The sequence below is a fragment of the Salinicola halophyticus genome (genome assembly GCF_003206695.1).
In the GTDB taxonomy this organism is placed as follows: Bacteria; Pseudomonadota; Gammaproteobacteria; order Pseudomonadales; family Halomonadaceae; genus Salinicola; species Salinicola halophyticus.
Window position 1 is genome coordinate 152,194 of the sequence record NZ_PZJN01000004.1, and the last position, 25,982, is coordinate 178,175.

Genomic DNA, 25,982 nt, shown 5'->3' on the forward strand with positions numbered 1-25,982 from the left:
GTAGCACAGCGGAGATCATATGTCATCGAATAGTGTTTGGCGAGCCCATCGTGTTATTGAACAGCGTTAATGTAAATGCTGCGGCTCACCGGGAAGTATATCGATGTGAAGCGAGGTCCAATGACCCATGGAGCTACCGGGGAAATCGAGGCTTGCCCAGGCGCCGGCCAGCAGCGGCGAGGCCTCGAGCCAGGCGTCGAGCGCCTGCCGGAAGCGAGCCAGAAACGCGTCTCGCTCTGGCGTATCGTCCATGAAAAACCCGAAGCCACTGTACAGCCCCTCGGCATAATCCTGCCAACTACTGTAGTGACGTTCGGCCAGACGCAGCGCGGCGTCGAGATAGTACGAGAGTCGGTTTTCGTCCAGCCAGTCGAGCTGACGCCCGGCCAGCGCCAGATCGACCAGTTGCGCGACGTCCCAGGCGGTCATGTCCTGATCGTTGCAATGGCAGGCGTTATCCCGAACGTGTTTCAGCCGCAGGAGATGAATTCGCTCCTCGTCGGCGCAGTCGCCCGACTCGAGGATCGCGATCTCGGCATCGAGTCTTGCTCGATTGAGCGTGTAGGGCGCGTAGTTGATCAGATAGTCCTGTCGATCGCCCGACCCGACCAGAAAATCGAGAAAATCCACCAGCCCGGCAGCGCCCTGCAGCGCATACTGGTGTTCTACCCATTCACCCAGATCGGCCCGATCCTGCGGCGACAATGGCTGCGGCGCCTGCCACAACGCTTCATTGAGCGGCCCCGCCAGCGACATCGCGGTGAAACGCGTCAATGTCGGCCTGACGCCAGGCTCTCGCCAGGTGATTGCCCGTGAAGGTGACAACCAGCGGAATGGCGAACCGGGGTCGGCAAGGTGCCAGTCGATGTCATCGGCCAGTGATACTTCCTCCGGCGCCTCATCCTGGCTCAAGACCGTTTCCCAGGCATGCCAGGCGGACAGCAGCCTCAGCGGGCTACTGTAAAAGCGGCTCAGAACATCGCACAGCGAGCGAGCTAGCGCCTCGATCTCTGCCGGCGGATAACGGCCGCTGTCCGCCGCCATTACCAGATAGAAGGCATACTTCTCCGCCATCGTGATCGTCGCCGCATGCTCCGCACAAGCGGCTAGCTGACGCCTGGAGCGTCCGGCGGCTCGGCGGCTCGACGACTGACGGGCATCCGCCGCCAACTGGTTGAGGTGATGAACCTGGGCAGGCATCCAGAAGCGCGACAGTCCGGCGACGCCCTCTTCCTGATGGAGTCCCAGCACTTCGCTGAGATAGCGTTCCGCATCTTCGAGCCTGGACTGGCCTATCGGTTCGGCAAGATGTCGACGGTGAACCAGATCCGGATCCCGGATCGCGGCTATGGCCAACACCCAGCTATCAGCCGCGGCCCGGTGTTGCTGGACGAACGCTCGTGACGAGTCACGCTGAGACGGCTTCAGCGTATCTCGGAGTGATACCTGCCACGGGCTCGCGCTGCCAGCCAGCAGAGGTTCCCAATCGTCCTCGAACGTGTCGCGAAGATCCCTGCCCTCATAGAGGCTGCGCCCTCGCTGATAGGCCTGGACTACCTCCCGCCAGTCCGCGTAGCGCTGCTGCAGAAGATCGACGGCATGGGCGGCGAAAGTCTCCGCCTCGGATGCCGAAAGCCAACCGGCGCAATAGCCGAGAAAGGCTTGGTCGACAAGCCGCAACCAGTCCCACGCCGCCCATTCCAGCGGCTCGCCGTCAGCCAGCAAGCGCAGCAGAACCTGACCGTAATCCCGCTGGTCATTGAGTGACTCAAGCCACTCGACCTGCGCCGCCGGCCCCTGACGGCCAACCCGGGTCGCATCCATGTCCCATCCATATCGATGTCCTTGACCGGCAAGCCAGAACAGCAGCGAGAGCAGCTCATCGCGCCCGCCGACCTCGCCCTGCTCACGCAGCACCGCCTGGCGCTGACGACGTTCATCGGCGGAGCACTCGAAAGGCCATGCCAGCACTGGCGCAATCGCGGCTCTCGCCCGCCAAGGTCCAGCCGACCAGAGGTTGCCCGACCCCGACGGCGTGGACGACTCGATCGGTCGCAGGTCATGTCGAAGCCGGGACCAGGAAACGCCCCGCTGCTGGCGCTCGCGGCTCAACAGTTCGCGGCCCGCCTCGTCCGGAATCGGCTCACCCGCGCGCGCCAATGCCGTCACCCAGCCTCTGAGCGTCGGAAAAGTCGTCACGATGTCGCGAGCCAGCAAGCACAGCCAGGTGTCATCGGACTGGGGATCGGCCCACCCGGCTCGACTGCCGAGTGCCAGCAGCTCCAGGGCCTCGAGACGCGACGATGCCACCTCTTGGGTATTCGTCGCACTGTCCCAGAGTCGCCACGCGAACTCATCCCGATCACCGATCCCCAGGGACTGCAGGCGCACAAATACCTCGTCCGCGCCGAGCGCCTGACGAGGATCGCTGGCAAAGGGCCAACCTCGGAGCGTCAGTTGCTGGGCCCACCACGGGAAAAGAAGTTCGCTCAAGAAAGACCTCGTGACACGGAAGCGGCTAGCGCCGGTCGGCTTGAATCGCGCCGCAGACAGCAGACGCGGCGGCACAGTATACCGGAAAGCCGACCTCACGCCGATGGCCCGAGGACCGACCGCCCCGGCGAGAGACAACCGATCGAACCGAGGCTAGCTCAATTTCTCGGTGTGGGAGCGCGTGGCTTGCCCCAGCAGATGGCGCAGCAGGAATTTTCTGACTCTGACCACGAACTGTTCCTGGAACAGAACGCAGAGGAGCACGGTCATGGCCAGAAACAGCGGATATAGCCACAGATGCAGCTCGCCCGCCGCGGCCAGACAGCCCTTGAAGTTCGTGGAACACAGACCGGGATCGCCGGACAATACTCGTTCGACCCGCGAGAACACGGCGTATAGCGGCACGTGCAAAGCGAACATCGGCAACGACGCGCCCCCTAGCCTGGTCGCCCACCGCATCAGCCGGGGGCTCCGAGGCTCCCCCCAATGCGCGGCGACATAGATCAGTGCCAGCTGCGCCCAGAGCAGCAAACCGTTGTGCAGCGCGTAGTACCAGGCGTGACCCAACCCCAGCAGATAGACCGCGACAACCACGCTGAGCGCCACGATCAATAGCGTCAGGCAGCATTGAGGCAGCGACATCAATCGTCCCTGAGCCTTGCGCTGGGCATAGAAGACATACAGCAGGATCCCGGAGGCGAACTCCGGTAAGCGGATGAGCGGATTGCGATGCAGGATACCGGTTTCCGGTACGCCATAGTCAGTGGTCAGGATGACGTAGAGCGGTGGAATCAGATAGAGGATATTGACCAGCAGGATCGCGCGACGCGGGTGCAATACGCGACGTAATCGCGGCGCCAGCCACGGGAACGTCAGGTAGAAGAAGAATAGCGCGGAAATCGACCAGGACGGCGGATTGAACGTCAGATAAAGCGGGTTCCAGGCGTGCAGCAATGTCAGATTGAGCAGCAAATTGATGCCCGTCTCCACCGACCCCATGGTGTGGTTCAAGCTCTCCCAGTCCAGCTGTCCGACATCGTTATTGACGTCGTAGACCACGAACTGCAGCGAGATATCGCTGTCCCCCGGCGCTATCGCGAGGTAGCCGACCAGAGCCGACACCGCCATGGCGAGAACCAGCGAACCGATGTGAATGGGATAGAGATTGGAGAAGCGTTTGAGCCAGAAGCTTCGGGGCGGTTCCCGCATCTGATGCGACGCATCGAGATAGACGTGTGTCAGCAGAAAGCCCGATAACGCGAAGAAGGCGCTGGTCGAGAAGAATCCGATATCGGTCACATAGTGCGACCAGTCACGAATCGACGGGTAGTTATGCAGCGTGTGGAAAATGACGATGTACAGGCCGAGCAGAAAGCGTAACCACTCGAGCCCGATAAAGCGTTCTTTGCGCATGGCGGTCGTTGAATCAGGCATCCGTTGCAGATCTCTGGCCGTCAAAAGGCGCTAGTGTACCCGATTCTTGCCCGCAATATTCTCGCTTGCCGCCGTCTTATTCGCGCCCTGTTTCCCGAAAGCTGTTTCCCCAAAAGCGGCTTCTCCGAGACTCGGCACCCAGCGGCCTCGCTTTTTACGACATTCTTTTCGGCGGCTTACTTTTCTGGGATCCGCTTTGAGGGCTTGCTTGTCAAAGCCCCATACAGGAAAGCCGCGCATCAGCGCGGCTTTCCGTTTCAGAACCTGGCGCCACGAGACGCGCCTAGGCTTTCTTGACCTTGGCAACGATCCACAACAGGATAATCGCGCCAATGGTCGCAACGACCAGTGAACCGATAAATCCGTTGGAGGACAGCCCCAGCAGGCTGAAGAGGAAGCCGCCGAGCACGGCACCGATGATACCGACTACGATATTTCCCAGAACGCCAAAACCGCCGCCGCGCATGACCTTCCCGGCGATCCAGCCAGCGATCCCGCCAATGATCAGCCACAAGATAAAGCCCATAGTGTTACTCCTTGATTCCCTTCTGCATGGATAGCGCGGGGATAACGTACCGTCATCCCCCTCTAAGCATAGACTCCAATCGAACAATCTTCGAAGTCCTGGAACACGTGAACGACGTCCATCGTGGCACGTTTTTATCGCGGGCCGACCTGCCGCCTCGATCAGGCGAATGCCGGTACTCGGAAAGAGGCCCTGGTCGGCAACCCGTGCTGATGCCACGCTGCATGGGCATCAGCGTCTTCCCAGACTCGCCAATGCAACTGGGACAACATCACCGGATCGTCCAGAAACGCTAATCGCTCCAGGTTACTCATTGATGACGGCCCCTGCCTGACGGCCTGGGTCACCCGCTCGTGGCGGCGGCGCTCGAGCGGCTCGGCGCGAGCATGGCGCGAGGTGCCCAGCGCCGTCGCCAACGCATTGGAAACCGGATCCAGAACCACCTGGACGAAAGTCGGCGCGGGCGCCGCGGCGTTCATCCGGCCCAGATGACGCACCATTCGACGCAGCACTCGTGGTGGATGCGTCTCTTCGGGGATCCGGAACAGGCGCGCCCGGAAGCAGGCTCTGCCGAGCGAGACCCGACTCGATAGCGTCGACACCGGGATCGATATCATCATGGCCCCCACGATCGGCGACAGCCACCACAGGAAAGTCGGTTCCATGCGATAGACCCCCACTGCCCAGACGGCACCGATCAGCGTCTGACTCCAGTGGTTGCGGACCGCATCTCCCCAGGTGGTATCACTGTTCTCACGCGATGGCGATCGCCATTGAATGGCCCAGCCCATGACCGACGTCAACACGAAACGCGTGTGGAACAGCATGCGTACCGGCGCCAGCGCCATCGAGAAAAGTGACTCCAGCACCATGCTCAGCAGCACCTTGAGCGGCCCGCCGAACTGACGACTGCCCTGAACCCACACCAAGATCACGCTCAATACCTTGGGCAGGAACAGCAGTGTCGCCGTGGCGCCGAACAGACCCACGGCAAGCGTCGGGTTCCACTGGGGCCATACCGGAAACATCATTCCCGGTTCGGGGAAGTAATTGGGCGTACTCAGGGTGTGCACCGCCAGTAGCGCGGTCGACAACACAAGGAACAGGAACCAGAGCGGCGCCGAGATGTAGGACATCAGACCGGTCAGGAACACGGCCCGGTGTACCGGGTGGATCCCTTTGGACAAGAACAGCCGGAAGTTCATCAGGTTGCCGTGACACCAGCGCCGGTCGCGACCGAGCTCTTCCAACAGGTTGGGCGGCATTTCCTCGTAGCTGCCTTCCAGCTCGTAGGCGATCCATACCCCCCAACCAGCGCGGCGCATCAACGCGGCCTCGACGAAATCGTGGGACAGGATCTCGCCGGACATCGATCCCTTGCCGGGTAGCGGCGCTAGCATGCAGTGGCGCATGAACGGCGCCATCCGGATGATGGCGTTGTGCCCCCAGTAATGCGACTCCCCCAACTGCCAGAAGTGCAGCCCGGCGGTGAACAGTGGGCCGTAGACGCGCGTGGCGAACTGCTGCATGCGCGCGTAGAGATTCAGGCGCCCGGAAGCCCGCGGCGCCGTCTGCACGATGCCGGCCTCCGAATGCGCTTCCATCATCTGAACCAGGCGAGTCAGGCAGCTCCCCGTCATCACGCTATCGGCATCGAGCACGAGCATATAGCGGTAGAGCGCCCCCCAGCGTCGGCAGAAGTCGTCGAGATTGCCGCTCTTGCGCTTGACGCGTCGCTGACGACGGCGGTAGAAGACCTGGCCGAAGACATCGAGATCCCGACACAGCGCCAACCACGCGTGGGTTTCCTCGATCGCGATGTCGGGATCGAAGGTGTCGCTCAGGATAAAAACGTCGAAATGACGATCGTTACCGCTCTGGCGCAGCGATTCGATCGTTGCCCGCACGCCGGCGAAAACCCGTGGCACATCTTCGTTGCAGATCGGCACCAGCAGCGCGGTGCGTGCGTCGTCCGGAATCGGTTCGTCACCCACCTCGGAATCGATGGCGTAACGGTCCTTGCCACGTAGCAGCTGGAAGAACCCCATCAAGGCGGTCCAGAAGCCGGCCGACACCCACGCGAACAGCAGCACGAACAGCGCGAGAATGGCGATCTCCAGCCACTGCTGCCCCTGATAAGGCAATACCGTGCGCATCTGGTTGGCCGCTACGAAGCTCTGACCGAAGATCAGCACCAGCAGCACCCAGCGGCGAACGGACGCCACCCGCTGCCATCGCGGCGCCGGCCGGGTTTCCCGCTGTCTGCGGCGGAAACCGCGACCCACCCAGTTCTTGAAGCGTTGCCCGTAACGCACGAAAGGGTTGGTCGACCACTGCTCGGGGGCCAGCGCCGTACGCTGCATCGGCGGCGCGGTCCGCAGTCGCGTGACACCGCGCTCGTCGCTGCTCAGGAACTCGGGCGGCGCCAACGGCGGCTGGGCATATGCCAGGGCCAGGCGACGGCCCACCGAACTGGCCGCCGGGTCGTCGCCTTCGACCTCGCCGCCGCCCAGCGCGGCATGCAGAGATGCCATGTCATGCGTATCCAGATCACTGGCCAGCAGCCTGCGCCGCTCCTCGCGATCCTGGGTCTCGAGCGCCAGCCGTTCCAGGTAGTGATCGGCTGACGTCATCCTGGAAGTGGACGTCGCTTCAGCCATTGGCCGGCAGCCGGTAATACCAGGTCTCGGAGACTCGCTTGTCGCCCTGGTTCAGATGGGCGCGAATATCCAGCGGCTGATTCTTGTCGCTGCGCTTGATCTTGACGAACACGCGCCAGCCGCCGGTCGCCGGGTTACGCTCGGCATGACTGTCCACCAGTTCACCGTTGTCACCGACACTGGCTTGAACACTGATGTTGGCATCGTCGCCCAGACCGGACAGCGAAGGTCCGACGAAGTCCAGTACGAAGGCCGTCGAGCCGTCGGCTTCCCGAACCAGGTCGTCCTTGCGAACTTCCCCGCGAGAACGCCGCGTCTGATCCACCCAGGCGAGCGAGGAATCGAGGTAACGACTCTCGTCCTTGGTCACGGTGAGGCGGTAGTCGTAGTCCAACGTCTTGTCGGGCTGGGGTTCGGGCGCAGTTTCCGGCAGCCACATGGAGACGATATTGTCGTTGGTCTCGTTGGGAGTCGGAATCTGGATCAGCTCTACCTTGCCCGCGCCCCATTCGTTCTGGGGTTCGATCCAGGCGCTGGGACGCAAGTCATAACGACTATCGATGTCCTGGTAATTGTCGAAATCATGATCGCGCTGCATCAGACCGTAGCCCCGCAGTCGCGGCGTGGCCTGCTCGTTCATCATCAACTTCGCCGGGTTGGCCAGCGGCCGCCAGGTCCAGCCGTTCTGAGAATCACTGATCAGCAGGCCATTGGAATCGTGGATAGCAGGCCGATAGTTCAGCGTCGAAGACGGCTGTTCCGGGCCGTACAGGTACATGCTGGTCAGCGGCGCCACACCCAGCTTCTCGACAGGGCGGCGCAGGAACAAGCTCGATTTGACGTCCACCACAGTGTCATCGCCCGGACGCAGCACGAAACGGTAGGCGCCGGTGAGGCTGGGCGAATCCAGCAGGGCAAAGATCGTCAGATACTGACTCGCCTTGCTTGGCTTGACGATCCAGAACTCCTTGAAGCGGGGGAACTCTTCGCCGGAGGGCAAGCCGGTATCCACCGCGAGACCACGGCCGGAAACGCCGTAAACCTGATCTTTACCGATGACGCGAAAGTAGCTCGCCCCGAGGAAGACCATGGTTTCGTCCTTGCGATCGGACTGATTGAGCGCGTAATTGACCTTGAACCCGGCGATGCCCAGGCCATCGTTGTTCTTGACGTCATCCGCCAGATCCAGATTGCCATAGGTGAAATCGTCGGCGTTGAACGCGAAATCGTGGACGCCTTGGTCGTCGACGCTATGCAGCTGAATGGCGCTGTCGTAATGCATGCCTTCATGGAAGAAGCTGAGAGTGAAAGGGACTCCTTCATCTCCACTCCAGACATCACGGTCACGCTTATACTGGATCTGCTCGTACTGACCATAATCCAGATTGCGCAGCGCCTCCGGCAAATTTCTCTCAGGTTCGCTGTAACCCTGCTTTGAAAGGTCTTCGGCTTTCTTCGCGACATCATCGAAACCAAAAGCCAACACATTTTGGGCGATACCGCTGAGTAGCAGCCCGGTCAGGGCTACCACCGGAAGAAGCGCCTTGCGTTTTTCAAGGTTACTCCGCCGGATCAATGCACTCACACTCATACTCCTGTCATAGCTATCTTGCCCAATAACCAAGGGCCCGAATCGTTCAAGGCCATGCACGCCATACTGTAAACGGTAAGCCAAGCCAAGCTGAAAAAGCGCCACCGTAGGACGGCGCAACGACACAACTTGCGATGAATAATGACGGGATAGCGAAGCCTCCATGCTTCGTACTCCGTAAGTCTAGCATACGCTACACTGAGGCACGGAAAGTCCTCCTGGCCGGCCCGCGCCGTATCGACGCTTGCCATCTGAATCATCGTTGGATGAGGCCGATGAATGCGTATCGAATCGCACCCCGATCGGATGATCATGCCAGCCGACTTGCCCCGTTGGCTGGGCATAATGGCGTATCTGGCGATTTTCAGCTACCCCCTGGTCCAGGCCGACCAGCTGTATCGCGACGATATCTGGCGAGCCTTTCACGGAGAAATGGGCTGGGTTTCCAACGGTCGTCCGCTCTCCAGTCTGCTCGTTCTGCTCGTCAACGGCGGCCCGCGCCTGGCCGATCTCTCGCCACTGCCATTATGGTTGGGCCTCGCCGCCATCGCGTTCTCGCTTCTGCCATGGCGGCGTCGCCTGCGGCCATTCGACCCGGGTTACGCCTGGTTGGCGATGCTGATTCTGGTCGTACAGCCGTTTTTCCTACAGAACCTCTCCTATCATTTCGATGCCCTGCCCATGAGTCTGGCGCTGGCCTGCGCCGTCACCGGTATCGCCTGCGCGCTGGATCCACGTGAAAACCATCGGTGGCAAACCGGATTTCGCTGGCTGGCGGGTGGCGGGGCGATGCTGGCTTCGCTGTTTTTCTACCAGCCGGCCGCCAACGTCTACTTCGTGCTGCTTGCCTTTCACGTCGCCCTGAGCATAGCGCACCGCGGACGCCCGAACTGGCCCCTCCACCTGGGGGCGCTGGCGATCGGGAGTCTGGCGCTGGTGATATCAAAGATCGTCTCTTCCGGGTTGATCGATGGCGCCTACAGCATGCAGCACAGCAGCCTGGCCCCGCTGGACCAGTTGCCCGGCCACTTGATCGAACAGACGAGACAATTCTGGCATTACGCGGCAGCGACCCTGGACAAGCCGACCTGGTGGCTCGTGATCGGGCTGGCGGTGGTGACGCCGGTCGGGCTGACGGTCGCAGCCTGCCGTCGGCGCAATCCCGCGGGGCTGGCTCTGATGATCGTGATACTGCTCTGCCTGCCGATGAGCGGGCTGGGGTTTCTGTCTGCGCTGGCGAATCCGATCTGGCAACCCCGAGTCATGACGGGGTTCGGCGCGCTGTACGCCGGCCTGCTGTTCTGCGCCCTAGCCGGGCTGGGGCGGCTGCCTCTGTCGCCGATCGGCAGGCGCTGCTTCAGCTGGCCGCTGATCGCCGTGGCGCTCGGCACACCATTGAGCCTGGCCTACGCCTACGGCAACGCCCAGCGTCAGCAGGCACTGTTAACCGACAACGTCTCCATGACGCTGATCGACGATCTCGCCACCCAACCGATCGCCGCACCGTTGATGATCGATGGCGCCCTTCCCTACTCCCGACCCACCCGCAACGCGATTGCCATCCATCCTTTTATCGGTGAACTGATCTCACCCTATCTCGACAACGGCTACTGGTGGGGTTATCAGGACCTCTATCGCCAGGGGCTATCGTCGGCCTTCGAGCTCAACGACGATCCAAAGCTGCGCCAACGATTCGAGGCTCGGTGCCGACAGCTCCAGCCTTTGGCCCGCCACGCCTGGTACACGCTCTACGCGTTCGAGGGGAACTACGTTGCCTCGTTCAACGCCGAGTGCCATCGCGGCCTGACCGCGAGCGAACTTCCGATAGACGACTGAAACGCCGCCGGTGCGCCATCCGGGGCTATTTGTCCGTTTTTGAACTGCCGATCAGCGTCGACATTGTCCAAACGCCTACACATTGGTTTAGCTATGTCAGACAAATGGCGAATAGCGGTTTGATCCGAGTTGTCTGAAACTGCGCGGGTAATGTGGCGCAACCCCAAACAGCGGCCGCCACTGGGATGCATTCAACTAGGACACTCTCTATGCATGCATGGACTCTAATCTCGTTTCTGTTCTTCACGGGGTTGGTCGCCTTGATCACCTGGCGCATTACCCATCGTGACGATCTCAGCAATACTCGCGGCTACTTTCTCGCCGGGCGCAGCCTCAGCTTCCCGCTGATCGCGGGCTCTCTGCTGATGACCAACCTCTCCACGGAACAGATGGTCGGGCTGAATGGCGCAGCCTTCTCCGACGGCTTGAGCGTCATGGCCTGGGAAGTCGTTGCCGTCGTCGCTCTGGTGCTGCTGGCGCTGTTCTTTCTGCCGCGATTTTTGCGCAGCGGTATCGCCACCGTGCCGCAGCTGCTACAGGAACGCTTCGGCCCGACCACCCAGTTGATCTGCAACGTCATCTTTTTGGTCGCCTACGCCGTCATCCTGCTGCCGATCATTCTCTACTCCGGCGCCGTGGGGCTTCAGGGTATGCTCGACCTGCCCGTGCTCACGGGGATCGAATCCAGCACCACGCTGCTGTGGATGACGGTGTGGATCGTCGGCATCATCGGCGCTATCTACGCCCTGTTCGGTGGTCTGCGCACGGTCGCCGTGTCCGATACCATCAACGCCATCGGCCTGTTGGTCGGTGGTTTCCTGATCGTCTACCTGGGGCTCGATGCCGTAGGTGACGGCAACGGCATGGCTGCCGGCTGGCATGCCATTCAGGAAGCGCAACCCGATCGCCTCAACTCGCTGGGCCGTCCGGATCAGCAAGTGCCGTGGCCGGCGCTGTTCACCGGCGTGTTCCTGATCAATCTGTTCTACTGGTCTACCAATCAGCAGATCATCCAGCGTACTTTCGCCGCCAAGAGCCTCTCCGAAGGCCAGAAAGGCGTGCTGCTGACCGGCTTCCTGAAACTGCTGGGGCCGCTTTACCTGGTACTGCCGGGCATCATCGCCTATCAGCTCTATGCCGATGACGGCATTGCCGGCGACCAGGCCTACGGCTATCTGGTATTCCATCTGCTGCCGCCGTGGCTGACCGGCTTCTTCGCCGCCGTCATGGTCGGCGCGATCCTGTCGTCCTTCAACTCGGCACTGAACAGCACCACGACGCTCTTCAGCCTGGGCATCTACAAAGGCATATTCAAAAAGGAGGCCAGCGAGCAGCAGGTCGTCAACGCCGGCAAGATCTTCGGCTGGATCATGGCGGTGGCAGCCATGACGATCGCCCCGCTGCTGGCCGGCCAGGACAGCCTGTTCGACTACCTCCAGACCATGAACGCGATCTACTTCATCCCGATCCTGGCCGTGGTGATCGTGGGTCTGCTGACCAAGCGAGTGCCGGAATCGGCCGCCATCTTCGGTCTTGTCGGTGGGATCGTGCTGATCGCTGCCGGCTACTTCGTACCACCGTTCAACGGCATCTTGGAGATCACCAACCAGTATCACTTCGTTGCCGGCGTGTTCGTGCTGCTCGTGGTGGTCATGCTGCTGATCGGCAAGATCGCGCCGCGCCGCGAAGCCTGGGTCCACGAAGACGTCAAGGCGGTCGACCTGACGCCGTGGAAAGGTGCCGTGCCGGTGGGTATCGTGCTGCTGATCTTGGTCTTCGCGATCTACTTCGCTTTCGCGGGCTGAGGCTGAGTCGACCACAGCATCACTCATCGAGAACGACGCGACTCGACGCGACCCTGACGGCGCCTCGCCACCGTGCGAGGCGTCTTCGTTTCTCGACCCCTCCCTTTTAACGCTCGCGCGCTGTCTCACCGCCCTCACACCCGCTCATATCGTTTACCATGCGCGTAGGCTTTCTTCGGAAAAGAGGCGATGCGCCGACAACTGACTCATGAATTCCAGAATCTGATCGATCGCGGCCGGGATCGCCAGCTACGCCTGGCCGTCACCGGGCTTTCCCGCGCCGGCAAGACGGCGTTTCTGACCTCGCTGGTCAATCAGCTGCGACACGCCGGCATCGATGCGCGCCTGGATCTGCTCAAGTCCGCCCGCGAAGAGCGCCTGCTCGGCGCGCAGCGCGTCTCCCAGCCCGATCTCGGCATCCCGCGGTTTCCTTACGACGAAGCGATGACCTCGCTCGAGGCGTCACCGCCTCAGTGGCCGGAGCCGACGCGCGGCATCAGCGAACTGCGCCTGCAGCTGCGTTACAAGACACGCCGTGCCCGTGGTCTGCTGGGCGATACCGCCACACTGACGCTGGACCTGATCGACTATCCCGGCGAGTGGCTGCTGGATTTGCCACTGCTCGAACATGATTTCCTCAGTTGGAGCGAAGCCCAGCTCAAGGGCATGGGGCCGGCACGCCAGCAGTACGCCCAGGCCTGGCAGGACGCCGTCGCCAAGCATTCAGCCGACGAGACGGTGGAAGAATCTCGGCTGGCCGAACTCGCGGCGCACTACGCCGACTCTCTGCGCCAGGCGCGGGAAGCCGGATTCTCTCATCTGCAGCCGGGCCGATTCCTGTTGCCCGGCGAACTTCAGGGCGCGCCGGTCCTGCAGTTCTTTCCGCTACCCGGCGTCGGCGAAGACGACCGCCAAGCGCTGGAAGCGCTGCCTGCCTCGAGCCTCTATCAGGTGCTCAAGAAGCGCTTTCGCTTCTATCAGCAGCACGTGGTCAAACCCTTCTACCGCGAGTATTTCCGCCGCTTCGATCGGCAGATCGTACTGGTCGATGTGCTCGGTGCGCTCAACGCCGGTCCCGAACGCTTCGAGGATCTGTCTCAGGCCCTCGCCACGTTGATGAGGAGCTTCAACTACGGCAAACGGAGCCTGATGAATCGGCTGTTTTCGCCACGCATCGATCGTCTGGCGATCGCCGCCACCAAGGCCGATCACGTCACCCCGGATCAGCACGCCAACCTGGTGACCCTGCTGGAGTCGCTACTGGCCGAACCGATCAAGGATCTGCGCTTTGCCAACGTGCCGGTACGCGCCTTCTCGTTGGCATCGATTCGAGCGACCGAACCGCGCGAGGTCGAAAGTGATGGCAAGCGCCAGGCCGCCCTGCGGGGTCACGGTCTCGACGGTGAGCCACTGCTGGTCTATCCCGGCGACGTACCGGCCAAGCTGCCGGAACCCGAGTTCTGGCGACGCCAGGGCTTCGCCTTCACGCCTTTCCGACCGGCACCCGCAGGCCCGGAGGCGCTACCCCACATCCGCATGGACGCCGCACTGGAGTGGCTGATGGGAGACAAACTTCGATGAGCGACCCTCGCCCCGGACAACGTTTCACGTTCGATGAACCGCCCACGCCCGCTGAGGATGCTTCGCTACAGGCGGCACGGGCCTATCTGCCGACCCAGGCCAGCGACCCCTACACCGCCGCCGACGATCACGACTCGCCGGCGCTCGACGCCGCGATCAAACCGCCGCGCAAGCGCCGCTGGGGGCTAATGGCGGTCCTGGGCGGCACGCTGGGCCTGGGAACGATCGAGGCGGCACAGTCGCTTTATATCTCCACGCTCGGCGGCGACTGGCTCGCCGGTGCCTGGAGCCTGGTCGGGCTGCTTGCCGTCGGCCTGGGCGCCAAGGCGCTGTGCCGAGAGCTGTGGCGACTGAGAAAGCTGCGACGTCACGCGCGACTGCGCCAGCAGCTTGATGACGAATGGGTCGGTGGCGAAGCCGCAACGGACTCGAACCCGATGACCCTGGCCGATGAGCTACGCAGCCAGATGGGACTCTCCAAGGATCATCCGCACTGGCAGTCCTTTCTCCACGCCCATCAGACGCATCACACCGCGCAGGAAACCCGCGAGCTGATCGCGCACTATCTTCTACACCCGCGCGACCAGGCCGCCCGTCGGCTGGTCACGCGGATGTCGGGAGAAACCGCGGTCATGGTCGCTGTCAGCCCGTTGACGCTGGTCGACATGGCACTGATGGCGTGGCGCAACATCGCCATGCTCGATCGCATCGCCGCGCTTTATGGTCTGCAGCTCGGCTATGCCAGTCGCCTGCGCCTGTTTCGGGAAGTGTTGCGCAACATGGCGTTCGCCGGCGCCAGCGAAATGGTCAGCGACGCCGGCATGGACCTGCTGTCGATGAACCTGGCCGCCAAGCTGTCGACTCGCGCCGGACAGGGCCTGGGCGCCGGACTGCTGACGGCTCGCCTGGGGCTGCGGGCCATGCGCACCACCCGGCCGGTGGCCTTCGAACGCGACGAACAGCCCAAGCTCGCCGACCTGCGCCGCGAAGTCTGGCAGCAGCTGCGCAGGCTGGACGATTCCGCGGAAAAGCGCTGAGCGCTCTCAAGACGGCGTCATCAGTACAGGCTCAGCAAGACTGAGTCAGCGGAACAGCCTCAGCGAAACAGAATACGTCTTGGCGTGTACCGTACCACCGCAGCTCGAATGAGGCCGCGCCGAGATCAATCGAGCGCAAAGAACGTTCGCAGCGTATGCGCCACGGCCGATTCGTGATGAGCGCCGACCCTGTTGGCGCGGGGCAGTTGCTCGATGACTTCCGGGTGAGCGTTGGAGACCACGTAGGCGTTGCCCGCCAGCGTCAGCATCTCGACGTCATTGAAGTTGTCGCCGAATGCCAGCGCCCGCTCGATGGGGAGATCGAGCGCCTTGAGCGCGCGACTCAGCGCGGTGCCCTTGTTCACGCCGCGCTGCATGAGCTCAAGTGAGTTGGCCGCTGAATAGGTGATATGCAGTGCGTCGCCATGGCGTTCCCGCAGGGTTCGCTCCAGCGGCTCGAGCATCGCCGGCTCGCCGATGTAGAGCACCTTGCCGACGCGTTCACGCTCCAGATCGCGCATGTCGTCGACCTGATAGGTGAAGCCGCTCATCGCGTGAAGCGGCAGCAGTTCGGGCGCTTCGGCATCGATCAGCCAGCGATCGTGAGTATAGATGTTGAGTCTCACCGAAGCCGGGCGCGGCAATGCCACCAGCGCCTGCACCTGATCCGTCGGCACCAGTGTTTCACTGACCAGGCGATCGTCGGGATCGTGAACGTGAGCCCCATTGCTGCTGATGATCCAGGCTGGAATCTCCAGTTGCCGACGAATGGCCGCGATGTCGTGATAGTGCCGTCCGGAGGCCAGCACGATCACATGCCCCTGGCCCGACAACGTCCGCAGCGTTTCGCGGGTCAAGGCGTCGACACGATGCTCGGCATTCAGCAGAGTGCTGTCGAGATCGCTGGCAATCAGATACTGGGGCATGGAGTCACCTTGGCTGGACGGCTTGCTTCGAGAGGATTAGCTGGACGGCTTGTTTCAAAGAGCTTGTTTAGAAGTAGACAGTGTCGGGCGGGGACCCGCGGGCGTCAATCGCCCGCTTCCCCGCACCGGATCCTGCGCTCGTCATCAGTGGCCTATGGCTAGCTTCTGCCTCAGGAGCAAACGCTCAGGCCTCGAGACTGTTGGCCACCGCGCCGGCCTGGCGCCCGACGACCAGGTGAACGACCCTGTCGCCCAAGTCCTGAATGCCGGCAGCGCCCAGTGTCTGAAGTGCGGATTCATCGATCCGGCTGCGGTCGCCCAGCTCCACGCGCAGCCGGGTCGCCGCCACGGCAGCGAGGGTGCGAATGTTATCGGCACCACCCAACGCCGCCAGCCACGCCTGACGGGATTCATCGTCGAGCCTGGCATTAGCTAGTGAGGCATCGCTCAGGGCCGCATCGCTCTCGACCGCCACCGGTACTTCCAGCGTCTTGCCGTGATCGCGCACCGCCACCCGAATGTCGTCGGCCACCGCGTCGGCGATCGGCCCCACGATCACCTGCAGGCCGCCGCCGCGCAGATGCAGGATCCCCCGGGCCCCGAGCGCCTTGAGCGACGGCTCGTCGATCGCCGTGTCATCGTTCATCACCAGACGCAAGCGCGTGGTACAGGCACCGACGCTGACTAGGTTGGCCACGCCACCCAGGGCGGTCACGAAGGCAGGCCCCCGTTCACCGGGATCGCGATTGACGTTTGGCGCTGCCACTTCCGGTTCGCGGCCCGGCGTCGGCAGGTCGAAGCGCACGATCGCCCAGCGAAAGATGCCGTAGTAGAGCACGAAGTAGCAGAGCCCTACCGGGATCATCATCCAGCCATTGGTCGAGAGACCGTAGGAGAGCGCGTAGTCGAATGCGCCGGCGGAGAAGGTGAACCCAAGCTTGACGCCGAGCATGTTCATCACCGCCATCGAGATGCCGGTGAGCACCGCGTGAACGGCATACAGCGCCGGTGCCAGGAACATGAACGTGAACTCGATCGGCTCGGTGACGCCGGTCAGAAACGCAGTCAGCGCCAGCGACAGCAACAGGCCGCCGACCTGGGCACGACGTGACGGCGGCGCGGCGCGATACATCGCCAACGCCGCTGCCGGCAGCCCGAACATCATCACCGGGAAGAAGCCGGCCATGAACGAGCCAGCCGACGGATCGCCGGCGAAGAAGCGATTGAGATCGCCGGTGGCGCCGTCGAAGCTGCCGAACACGAACCATACGAAACTGTTGAGCACGTGGTGCAGCCCGGTCACGATCAGAATCCGATTGAGTACGCCGTAGACGAACAGGCCGAGATCACCGGCGTCGATCAGCCACTGCCCCAACTGGTCGATGCCCTGCTGGACCGGTGGCCAGATCAGCCCGAAAATACCGCCGAGTACTACGGCGGAGAGTCCGGTGACGATGGGGATGAAGCGGCGCCCGCCGAAGAAGGCCAGATAGTCCGGCAGTTTGATCGATTTATAACGGTTGTAGAGTATCCCGGCCACACTGCCGATGATGATGCCCGCCAGTACCCCCATATTGATGTCGGGATTCAACGTCTCCAGTACCGCGGTGAGCACGAGATAGCCGATCACCCCGGCCAATCCGGCAGCGCCATTGTCGTCATCGGCGAAACCGACCGCCACGCCGATGGCGAAGATCAATGCCAGGTTGGAGAAGACCGCGTTGCCGGCATTGGCGATGAAGGCAATATCGAGCAGATCCGGCTGGCCCAGCCGCAGCAACAGGCCTGCGACCGGCAGTACCGCAATGGGCAGCATCAGTGAGCGCCCGAGTTTCTGAATGCCGGCCATGAGCCGGGAACCGAAGGTTGTGGTCATGACACGCTCCTCAAGATCTTGTTGTCGTATTGGAGGGACCCGAAGTCGTGCGGCCGACGGTATCGGCGCCTTTCCCGATGTCTTTATCGACGCCTTGCTCGACGCCTTTCTCGATGTCTTGCTCGATGGCTTTCTCGATGCCTTCTGCGCTCGAGTCCGCCACGCCGGGTTCATGTCCACGTTCAGGTTCCAGTATTGTCTTCAGGGCCTGCCTCACGGCGGCGCCATCGGCCAGCGCCAGCAGCGATGGCAACTGCGCCGCAAGCGCCCCGGCATCAAGCCGACGCAGGCCCGCCTTGACGGCGGCGATACGTCCAGATTCGACGGAAAGTTCGTCGACACCCATGGCCGCGAACAGGGCCCCGGCCAGCGGATCCCCCGCCGCCGCGCCACAGACGGCCACCGGACAGTGACCGGCAGCCCCCTGGAGACAGGCGGCGATGAGCCGCAGCACGCCGGGATGGAGCACGTCGCTGCGTAACGCCAGCGACGCCACTTCGCGGTCCATGGCCAGAGCGTACTGGGTCAGATCGTTGGTGCCGATGGAGAGAAAATCGGCCTCGCGAGCGAGGCTGTCGGCACACACCGCCGCCGTCGGCACCTCGATCATCACCCCCAGCGCCGGCAGCCGCTCGATACCCAGCGCGCCAGCGCGCGCCTCGAGCCGCTCCCGCACCCAGCGCAACTCGCCGACATCGGCGACCATCGGCACCATCAGCCGCAACGTCGACAGGCCGTCTTCGCCGAGCGCCAGCTCGCGGCCCGCTTCGAGCAGCGCATCGAGCTGTGTTTCAAAAAGCGCCGGGTGCGTCTGCCACAACCTCACGCCCCGCTCCCCCAGCGCCGGGTTGGGCGATGCCGGTAGCGATAGATAGGGAAGCTGCTTGTCGCCACCGATATCCAGCAGACGGACGATGACCGGCTTGCCCCCCATCGCTTCGACCGCGGCACGATACTCGGCCTGCTGTTCGTCGAGCGACGGCGCCGACTGTCGCTCCAGAAACAGGAATTCACTGCGCATCAGCCCGACGCCGTCGGCGCCCGCCTGGGCAGCCGCCCGGGCGTCTGCGCTTGAGGCAATGTTGGCCCCGACGTGGAGATGATGACCGTCTCGGGTCACTGCGGGATTCTGGGCTTGCGCATGCTCCGCCACCGCCTGCCGATGCCGTCGCGTCCTTTCTTCGTCGATCCTCGTCAGGCGTCGATCGTCGGGTGCCAGCTCCAGCGCTCCGTAAGGCTCGTCCGGGCCGATATCGAGACACGCCTTGTCACTGGCGGCTTCCATCAGCGCATCGCCCATGGCCACCAGACACGGCAACCCCCGCGCTCGCGCCAGAATCGAGACATGCGAGGTCAGCCCGCCGGCGGCCAGACATAGCCCGGCAACTCGATCCGCCACCTCGACGAACTGCGAGGGTGTGAGTTCCTGCGCGATCAGTATGGCCCCGTCGAGGCCTGAGAGGATCGCTGCCGCCTCGACGGCGAAAGGCTGCATGACCTGGCGCTGCAGATCGCGCAGATCGTCCGCCCGCGCCGCCAGCAGCGTATTGGCCCCGCCACGTAGACGTTGAATCTCGCGCTCCAGCGCCAGATACCAGCCACGCCCGGCGCTACGCCCGGCGGCAATTTCCGTCTCGGCCGCCGCACGAAGATCGGGGTCGTCCAGCCACGCCCGATGGGCCTCGAAGATGTCCGCCTCAGCCTGCTGGCCGCGCGCTTTCGCCGCTTGAGTCGATCGTTCCAGCTCGGCATCGACCTCGGCGATGGCAGCGACCAAGGCCCGCTTCTCCTGCTCGGGATCGCTCGCGGTGTCGGCGACACTGGGCAACGCCACTTCGTAGCGAACCAGCGGCCCCACCGCCAATCCCGGACTTGCCGCCAGACCGTTCAACCGGCCGGGCTCGGCAGCGGGCATCCGTGACGCTAAGGGCAGCCCGCTCGCCTGCGCCTCGGGCGGCGTTTCGCGGGGCCGGTCAGCCCCCGGCTCGGGCGTTTCGAGCAATGTCGTTGCCGCCTCGATCGCGGCCTGCGCCCCGGCGCCATGCGCCGAGAAAGTGACCCGGTCGCCCTGAACCAGGCCCAGATTCAGCAGCGCGCTCAGACTGGCGACGTTCGCGGTGGCGGCATCGCGGCTCCCGCCGGCCTTCTCGCCGATTCGTGTCAGCGTCAGCTCGACCGCGTGCTCTCGAGCGATGGCTCGCAGCCGCGCCGCAGGACGCGCATGGAGACCGCTGGCCGCCGCGATGGTGGCATCTCTGCTGGCGCTGGCACGCGGAGCCGAGTCTGCTCGACCGGCTTCGTCGCGACGATCCGCCGCGGCCTGCCACTGCAACAGATTCTCGCCCATCTCGACGATCGTGCCCGGCGCGACCAGCGTTTCCAGGTCGGTATCGGGGCCATTGGTCAGCACGACGGGAGTCACCAGCGCCTTGACTCGCTGCGCCAGACGATCGGCGTCGAACCGGCACAGCGGATCACCGGCGGAGACACGCTCGCCGGTCGCGACCAGCAGCTCGAGCCCGTCACCGTCCAGATCGACGGTGTCGAGTCCGATATGCAAAAGCCATTCATGGCCGCCGTCGTCGCGCAGCGTGATGGCGTGTGCGGTTCGCGCGCAATGGATGATCTCGCCGTTGCAGGGCGCATGCAGCGTCTCCCCCAACGGATCGATGGCAATACCGGGTCCCATGGTGCCTTCGGCAAAGACCGGATCGGGCACTTCCGCCAGCGGAACCACCACCCCGCGCATCGGGGCTCTGAGAAATCGTAATGTGGATGACATGAAGACTCCCAACTTGTTGTTGTTTCGATCCTGTTTCATTCGGCGCGCCAGTTTTGAACATCTGGACCTGGCGGCGTCCCGTCACATCGACTGAGGCGGCTCGCGGCTCGCGGCTCGTGGCTCGTAGCTCGTAGCTCGTAGCTCGTGGTTCGCGCTCAGAGCGTTCGAGTCACCTTCTGCAGATGGCGCGGCCGATCCGGATCACCACCGCGGGCGACCGCGAGTCTGGCCGCCATGACGTAAAAACTCTGGACCACCGATAGCGGCTGCAGATCGTCGTGGCCGGCATCGATCAATGGCAGCTGGCGTGCGGGAACACGGTCATCGGCGGCCAGCAGCACCTTGGCACCGATGCTCTCCAACCATTCAGCCAGTTCCAGCAGCCCGGCCTGATCCGGTCCCGGCGGCGCCAGTACCAGCACCGGGTAGCCCGGTTCGATCAGCGCCATCGGCCCATGACGAACCTCAGCGGCACTGAATGGTTCGGCCTGGATGGCGCAGGTTTCCTTGAACTTGAGCGCGACTTCCTGGGCGATGGCGAGCCCGACGCCGCGCCCGATCACCAGCAGCCGATCGACGTCGACCAGCGCATCCACCGCCTGTTGCCACTCCTGCTGCGCTGCCGCCTCGAGTTTCGGCGGCAGCGCTTCCAGAGCGGCCAGCAGCGCTTCGTCTTCGGCCCAGGCACCGATCAGATGAGCGCAGGCGGCCAAGGTGGCAAGATAGCTCTTGGTCGCCGCGACGCTCTTCTCGACGCCGGCGTGCAGCGCGATCTCGCGCTCCGAGACGTGCCCCAGCGGTGAATCGGGCGTATTGACCAGCGCCACGCTGCGCGCCCCGCCGGCGGCCAGCGCCTTTTGCGTCGCCACCAGATCGGGGCTGGCGCCGGACTGCGAGATGGCCACCGTCAGCTGACCCCGAACCCGCCACGGCGTATCGGCAACGGTGGTCAATGACGGCGGCACCGAGGCCATCGGCAAGCCGAGATGTTTCATCCCCAGATAGGCGAAATAGGCCGCGGCATGGTCGGAGCTGCCGCGCGCCACCGTCAGTGCCCCGTGCAGGTCGGCCGCTCGCAGTGCCTTGCCGAACTCGGCCATCGCTTCCCGATTGGCTCGCCATTGCGTCCGCAGGCAGGCGGGCGCGCTCCGGGCTTCTTCCAGCATCAGTGACATCAGTGGGTCTCCCGCGGCGCGCCAGCCGCCTGTGGTGTCGTCCGTTGTTGCGCGGCCATCTGTCCCTGCCCAGCCGACGAGACGTGATGAGCCAGTTCGCCGCCCACGTAGACGGCATCGATCTCGAGTCTCTCATTCATCACCACGATGTCGGCCCGGCAGCCGATCTCGAGCCGACCAATGTCGCTCTCGCCGAGAAAATCGGCGGGATACTGCGATAGCCGCCGGCTGGCATCATCGAGATCGAGACCGATCCGGACCAGGTTACGCAGCGCCTGATCCATGGTAAGCGTACTGCCGGCCAGTGTGCCGTCTGCCAGCCGCACACCGCCCAGGCATTTGGTGACATGCTGCTCGCCGAGACGATACTCCCCGTCGGGCATGCCGGCGGCGGCGGTGGAATCGGTCACGCCATAGAGATGAGGAATGCAGCGCAGCGCCGTCAGAATGGCGCCGGGATGAACATGGAGCAGGTCGGGGATGATCTCGGCGTAGTCAGCATGCGCCAGCGCTGCGCCGACCATGCCCGGCTTGCGGTGGTGCAACCCTGTCATGGCGTTGAACAGATGGGTGAAGCCGTGGGCACCGTGTTCGAGCCCGGCCACGCCCTCTTCGTAGCTGCCCAGGGTATGGCCCATCTGCACCCGCACACCGCGCTCGCGCAGTTGGCTGATGAGCTCGGCATGTCCCGACAGCTCCGGTGCCAGCGTCAACAGCCGGATCGGGGCGAGCGCCAGCAGCGCATCGACCTCCTCGGCCACGCCGGGGCGAGCATGCGGCGGCTGGGCGCCCAGCTTGCCAGGGTTGAGATAAGGCCCTTCGAGATGCACGCCCAGCAGCCGCGATGCCTGAGGCAGCGGGACCTTCATCAACCGGGCGATATCCTGTAATGCCTGGCGAATGTCGGCCATGGGCGCCGTCATGGTGGTCACCAGCAGACTGGTGGTACCGAAACGCACGTGGGTTCGGGCCATGGTCGCGGCGGCGTCGCCCCCTTCCATGGCATCCGCCCCGCCGCCGCCATGCACGTGCAGATCGACGAAGCCCGGCAACAGCCGAGGATGATCGTTGGCATCGGGATCGACCGGCTCGCCCTCGATGGCGACGATTCGTCCGTCGCGCCATTCGAGCGTGCCAAGCCGCCAGCCCTCGGCAGTCAGAATATTGCCGTAAAGCATCTCGTCTCCTGCTTGAGCGATGGCAGTCAATTGCGCCTCATCATTGAGTCAGTTCCACCATGAAGTCGTAGTAGTCGGTGCGACAGTAAGTCACTGTGAGCTCCCCGGGGCGGCCGTCCGCGAGATAGCCGAGTCGGGTCATCATCAGCAGCGCCTGGGATTCCGGCACCTGCGCCAGCCGCGCCAGTTCGGCATCGGCATTGACCGCCGAGACATGCTGCAGGGCACGAACGATCGGCGTCCCCAGGCTTTCGAGGTGACGATAGAGCGAATGGGTAACGACTTCGGGATCAGGCAGGACGCGATGGGGCAGGCAGCTCTCCTCGACGGCGACCACCACGTCGTCGGCCAGCCGCAGCCGCTTGAGCCTCGAGACCTGATGGTCCGCGCTCACCCCGAGCCGCAGGCTCTCTTCCACCGTCGGCGTGCCGAGCTGGCGACTCAACCAGCGCGAACTGGGGCGATGGCCGCGCTGGACCAGCAACTCGGTGAAGCTGGTCAGCCGGGTCAGCGACTGATTGAGCCGCGGCGCGATAAAGGTACCGGAGCCGTGAGTGCGCTGAATCAGCCCCAGTGCCACCAGCCGGTCCAGCGCCTTGCGGGCGGTAATACGGGAAACATTGAGCGATTCCGCAAGCACCCGCTCCGAGGGCAGCGCCTCGCCGGTCTCCCAGTCACCCGCTTCGATCGCCTCGACCAGCTGTTGGGCCAACTGGCGATAGAGCGGTGTCGACTGGGCGGCATCGAGCTTGAGACGGGACAGCGTCGGTTGCATGGCAGATCCGTTTTAGGGGCATCGTGATGAATACCACTTCAATACCACCAACATAACCAGTCGCATACCAATCTGCCAGACTTTCAGCCGCCAACTTTGGTCGAATTCGGCGAACCTCTCGCTTGCCCGACGTCGGCGAGCGCCCCCGGCGGGGACGATTGGCGTGGCTCGGGAGGAATCCGTATAGTGTCGCTCTCGTCCACCGACCGATTCGATCCGATCCGATGCTGCAGAACAACTCTCTTCTAGCCCAGCTGAAGCAAAATATCCGGGCCAACACTCCCCGTGTCCAGGGCACCGTCAAGGCCACCGACAAGGGGTTCGGTTTCCTCGAAGCCGAAGATGGCACGTCCTATTTCATTCCGCCTCCCGCCATGAAGCAGGTCGTTCATGGTGATCGCATCGAAGCGGTGATCAAGGAGGATGGCGACAAGAAACAGGCCGATCCGGAAAGCTTGATCGAAGCCTCGCTGGACCGCTTCGTGGCACGCGTGCAGAAACGCGACGGCCGGCTGGCCGTGGTTCCCGATCATCCTTCGATCAATCTTTCACTCAAGGCGCGTCTCAAGCGCTCGCTGGAAGAGTCCGACATCGCCGACGGCGACTGGGTCGTCGCGCGGCTGATCCGCCACCCGCTGCGCCCGGACGATCGCGCGTTCTTTACCCAGATCGACGAGCTGGTGGTCAAGAGTGAGGATCCTTCCGTGCCCTGGCGGGTCACGCTGGCACGCCACGCGCTCGAACAGGAGTGCCCGCCGGCTGCCGACACCTGGCCGCTGCAGGAAGAAGGTCTGGTCCGCGAAGACCTCACCGCCGAGCCGTTCTTCACCATCGATGGCGAGAAGACTCGCGACATGGACGACGCGCTGCGCGTCGAAGCGACCGACGACGGCTGGACAATGACGGTGGCGATCGCCGATCCCACCGCCTACGTGGACGAGTCCCACCCGGCGGACAAGGAAGCCCGCACGCGCGCCTTCACGGTCTACCTGCCGGGCCAGAACATCACCATGCTGCCGGAAGCGTTGGCCGATGACCTGTGTTCGCTGAAACCGGACGTCGAGCGTCCGGTACTGGCCTGCCGGCTGCATGTCGGTCGCGACGGTACCCTGGGCGAGTATCGCTTCTTCGCCGCCACGATTCGCTCCCACGCGAGGCTGGTGTACGACGCGGTTTCCGACTGGATCGACGGCGAGCCGAACGCCGAAGCGCCGGCAGCACCGATCGCCGAGCAGTTGACGGCGCTGGCCGAGCTATCCCGCGCCCGCGCCGCCTGGCGCGAGGCCAACACGTTGGTGTTCAAGGATCGTCCGGATTACGCGTTCGATCTCGACGATGCCGGTAACGTGCTCGGTATCCGGGTCGAGGAGCGCCGCATCGCCCAGCGCATGATCGAAGAAGCGATGATCGTCGCCAACGCCTGCTGCGCCGATCTGCTGGCCAAGGAAGTCGGCCACGGCATCTTCAACGTGCATCACGCCTTCGAGCCGGAGAAAATCGACCAGGCACTGGAGTTTCTGGCCGCCCAGGAGATCCCGGCAGAGCGCGAGCAGCTTTCCGAACTCCCCCGCTATCGCGAATTTCGCCGGGCGCTGGATGCTCGCGAAGACGCCTGGCTGGACGTCCGCCTGCGCCGCTTCCAGGGCTACACCAACATGTCGGCTCGTCCCGGACCGCATTTCGGCCTGGGGTTGCCCGCCTACGCGACCTGGACATCACCGATCCGCAAGTACGGCGATATGGTCAACCATCGCCTGATCAAGCGCTTCCTGAAGTCGGAAGCGGCTCCCGCCGAGGCCAGCCAGCAACTGACCGAACAACTGACCGAGCGCCGCCGACTGAACCGAATGGCCGAACGCGACGTCAAAGATTGGCTTTACGTGCGCTATCTGGGCGCCACCCTCGAGCAGGGTGAGATTTTCGATGCCGACATCATCGACATCCGCCGTGGGGGCATGCGCGTTCGCCTGACGGCCAACGGTGCCACGGCGTTCGTGCCGGCGCCGATGATTCATAGCGACCGCACCCAGGTGGCCATCGACGACAAGGAAGGCCGTATCCAGATCGCCGGCGAGTTGCGCTACCAGCTAGGCGGCAGTACGCGCGTCAAGCTCGTCGAGGCCCGTGAGGCGACCCGCTCGCTGGTGGCAACGCCTGCCGATTGAGCGGTATGCAGGTCCGTCCGCATTGCCGACAGCCGCGCGGACGGACTACCACTATGGTGTGAACGCCCTGCGGCGGTAAGACGATATACTGCAATGTAGTCGGTCATGGATATCGTCGGTCATTGGTATCGCCGGTCATCGA

Annotated in this window: 16 protein-coding genes; 5 read left to right on the forward strand and 11 right to left on the reverse strand. The window is 63.6% G+C overall.

The features are described from left to right. Nucleotides 1-66 precede the first annotated feature (66 nt). The 5 genes from DOM58_RS05970 to DOM58_RS05990 form a co-directional block, all read right to left on the reverse strand. Nucleotides 67-2,493 (reverse strand): DUF1266 domain-containing protein, encoded by a 2,427-nt coding sequence (locus DOM58_RS05970; protein ID WP_110692155.1) that lies wholly within the window; start codon nt 2,491-2,493, stop codon nt 67-69. A gap of 153 nt (nt 2,494-2,646) precedes the next feature. Continuing rightward, entirely contained in the window at nt 2,647-3,927 is a 1,281-nt protein-coding gene (locus DOM58_RS05975) for an acyltransferase family protein (RefSeq protein ID WP_110692156.1), read from the reverse strand. Between the two features lie 283 nt (nt 3,928-4,210). After that, nucleotides 4,211-4,453, reverse strand: coding sequence for a GlsB/YeaQ/YmgE family stress response membrane protein (locus DOM58_RS05980; RefSeq protein ID WP_110655685.1), 243 nt, complete (start codon nt 4,451-4,453; stop codon nt 4,211-4,213). A gap of 161 nt (nt 4,454-4,614) precedes the next feature. Further along, the gene (mdoH, locus tag DOM58_RS05985; RefSeq protein WP_245392175.1) at nt 4,615-7,086 is read right to left on the reverse strand and encodes a glucans biosynthesis glucosyltransferase MdoH; all 2,472 of its coding nucleotides are present in this window, start codon (nt 7,084-7,086) and stop codon (nt 4,615-4,617) included. A gap of 19 nt (nt 7,087-7,105) precedes the next feature. Continuing rightward, on the reverse strand, nt 7,106-8,869 hold the full coding sequence (locus DOM58_RS05990; protein WP_245392176.1) for a glucan biosynthesis protein G: 1,764 nt from the start codon (nt 8,867-8,869) through the stop codon (nt 7,106-7,108). Between the two features lie 114 nt (nt 8,870-8,983). On the opposite strand from DOM58_RS05990, the gene DOM58_RS06000 reads away from it, so the two are divergent. The 4 genes from DOM58_RS06000 to DOM58_RS06015 all read left to right on the forward strand — a co-directional run bounded on the left by DOM58_RS06000 (nt 8,984) and on the right by DOM58_RS06015 (nt 14,963). Beyond that, nucleotides 8,984-10,540, forward strand: coding sequence for a glucosyltransferase domain-containing protein (locus DOM58_RS06000; RefSeq protein WP_110692159.1), 1,557 nt, complete (start codon nt 8,984-8,986; stop codon nt 10,538-10,540). Between the two features lie 209 nt (nt 10,541-10,749). Beyond that, a complete protein-coding gene (locus tag DOM58_RS06005; RefSeq protein ID WP_075562566.1) occupies nt 10,750-12,345 on the forward strand; it encodes a solute:sodium symporter family transporter in 1,596 nt (531 codons plus the stop codon). 189 nt (nt 12,346-12,534) lie between these two features. After that, nucleotides 12,535-13,926 (forward strand): YcjX family GTP-binding protein, encoded by a 1,392-nt coding sequence (locus tag DOM58_RS06010; protein WP_110692160.1) that lies wholly within the window; start codon nt 12,535-12,537, stop codon nt 13,924-13,926. Then, the gene (locus DOM58_RS06015; protein WP_075562568.1) at nt 13,923-14,963 is read left to right on the forward strand and encodes a YcjF family protein; all 1,041 of its coding nucleotides are present in this window, start codon (nt 13,923-13,925) and stop codon (nt 14,961-14,963) included. The genes DOM58_RS06010 and DOM58_RS06015 overlap by 4 nt, the downstream gene beginning before the upstream one ends. 125 nt (nt 14,964-15,088) lie before the next feature. Here the strand turns inward: DOM58_RS06015 and DOM58_RS06020 are convergent, their stop codons facing one another. The 6 genes from DOM58_RS06020 to DOM58_RS06045 all read right to left on the reverse strand — a co-directional run bounded on the left by DOM58_RS06020 (nt 15,089) and on the right by DOM58_RS06045 (nt 23,675). After that, entirely contained in the window at nt 15,089-15,889 is an 801-nt protein-coding gene (locus DOM58_RS06020) for a Cof-type HAD-IIB family hydrolase (protein ID WP_110692161.1), read from the reverse strand. A 184-nt stretch (nt 15,890-16,073) separates the two neighbouring features. After that, the gene (gene nagE, locus DOM58_RS06025; RefSeq protein ID WP_110692162.1) at nt 16,074-17,765 is read right to left on the reverse strand and encodes an N-acetylglucosamine-specific PTS transporter subunit IIBC; all 1,692 of its coding nucleotides are present in this window, start codon (nt 17,763-17,765) and stop codon (nt 16,074-16,076) included. A 10-nt stretch (nt 17,766-17,775) separates the two neighbouring features. After that, the gene (locus DOM58_RS06030) at nt 17,776-20,547 is read right to left on the reverse strand and encodes a glucose PTS transporter subunit IIA (protein WP_110692342.1); all 2,772 of its coding nucleotides are present in this window, start codon (nt 20,545-20,547) and stop codon (nt 17,776-17,778) included. Nucleotides 20,548-20,702: 155 nt separating this feature from the next. Continuing rightward, entirely contained in the window at nt 20,703-21,722 is a 1,020-nt protein-coding gene (locus DOM58_RS06035) for an SIS domain-containing protein (RefSeq protein ID WP_110692163.1), read from the reverse strand. Beyond that, nucleotides 21,722-22,900, reverse strand: coding sequence for an N-acetylglucosamine-6-phosphate deacetylase (gene nagA, locus DOM58_RS06040; protein ID WP_110692164.1), 1,179 nt, complete (start codon nt 22,898-22,900; stop codon nt 21,722-21,724). The genes DOM58_RS06035 and nagA overlap by 1 nt, the downstream gene beginning before the upstream one ends. 40 nt (nt 22,901-22,940) lie before the next feature. Beyond that, on the reverse strand, nt 22,941-23,675 hold the full coding sequence (locus tag DOM58_RS06045) for a GntR family transcriptional regulator (RefSeq protein ID WP_110692165.1): 735 nt from the start codon (nt 23,673-23,675) through the stop codon (nt 22,941-22,943). 224 nt (nt 23,676-23,899) lie between these two features. Here DOM58_RS06045 and DOM58_RS06050 point away from each other — a divergent pair, with 224 nt between their 5' ends. Beyond that, the gene (locus DOM58_RS06050) at nt 23,900-25,840 is read left to right on the forward strand and encodes an exoribonuclease II (protein WP_110692166.1); all 1,941 of its coding nucleotides are present in this window, start codon (nt 23,900-23,902) and stop codon (nt 25,838-25,840) included. The last annotated feature ends 142 nt before the right edge of the window (nt 25,841-25,982 follow it).

Coding starts and splice junctions, on each gene's coding strand:
- DOM58_RS05975 (WP_110692156.1), bottom strand. CDS start 3,927: ATGCCTGATTCAACGACCGCCATGCGCAAAGAACGCTTTATCGGGCTC.
- DOM58_RS05980 (WP_110655685.1), bottom strand. CDS start 4,453: ATGGGCTTTATCTTGTGGCTGATCATTGGCGGGATCGCTGGCTGGATC.
- mdoH (WP_245392175.1), bottom strand. CDS start 7,086: ATGACGTCAGCCGATCACTACCTGGAACGGCTGGCGCTCGAGACCCAG.
- DOM58_RS05990 (WP_245392176.1), bottom strand. CDS start 8,869: ATGGAGGCTTCGCTATCCCGTCATTATTCATCGCAAGTTGTGTCGTTG.
- DOM58_RS06000 (WP_110692159.1), top strand. CDS start 8,984: ATGCGTATCGAATCGCACCCCGATCGGATGATCATGCCAGCCGACTTG.
- DOM58_RS06005 (WP_075562566.1), top strand. CDS start 10,750: ATGCATGCATGGACTCTAATCTCGTTTCTGTTCTTCACGGGGTTGGTC.
- DOM58_RS06010 (WP_110692160.1), top strand. CDS start 12,535: ATGCGCCGACAACTGACTCATGAATTCCAGAATCTGATCGATCGCGGC.
- DOM58_RS06015 (WP_075562568.1), top strand. CDS start 13,923: ATGAGCGACCCTCGCCCCGGACAACGTTTCACGTTCGATGAACCGCCC.
- DOM58_RS06020 (WP_110692161.1), bottom strand. CDS start 15,889: ATGCCCCAGTATCTGATTGCCAGCGATCTCGACAGCACTCTGCTGAAT.
- nagE (WP_110692162.1), bottom strand. CDS start 17,765: ATGACCACAACCTTCGGTTCCCGGCTCATGGCCGGCATTCAGAAACTC.
- DOM58_RS06030 (WP_110692342.1), bottom strand. CDS start 20,547: ATGTCATCCACATTACGATTTCTCAGAGCCCCGATGCGCGGGGTGGTG.
- DOM58_RS06035 (WP_110692163.1), bottom strand. CDS start 21,722: ATGTCACTGATGCTGGAAGAAGCCCGGAGCGCGCCCGCCTGCCTGCGG.
- nagA (WP_110692164.1), bottom strand. CDS start 22,900: ATGCTTTACGGCAATATTCTGACTGCCGAGGGCTGGCGGCTTGGCACG.
- DOM58_RS06045 (WP_110692165.1), bottom strand. CDS start 23,675: ATGCAACCGACGCTGTCCCGTCTCAAGCTCGATGCCGCCCAGTCGACA.
- DOM58_RS06050 (WP_110692166.1), top strand. CDS start 23,900: ATGCTGCAGAACAACTCTCTTCTAGCCCAGCTGAAGCAAAATATCCGG.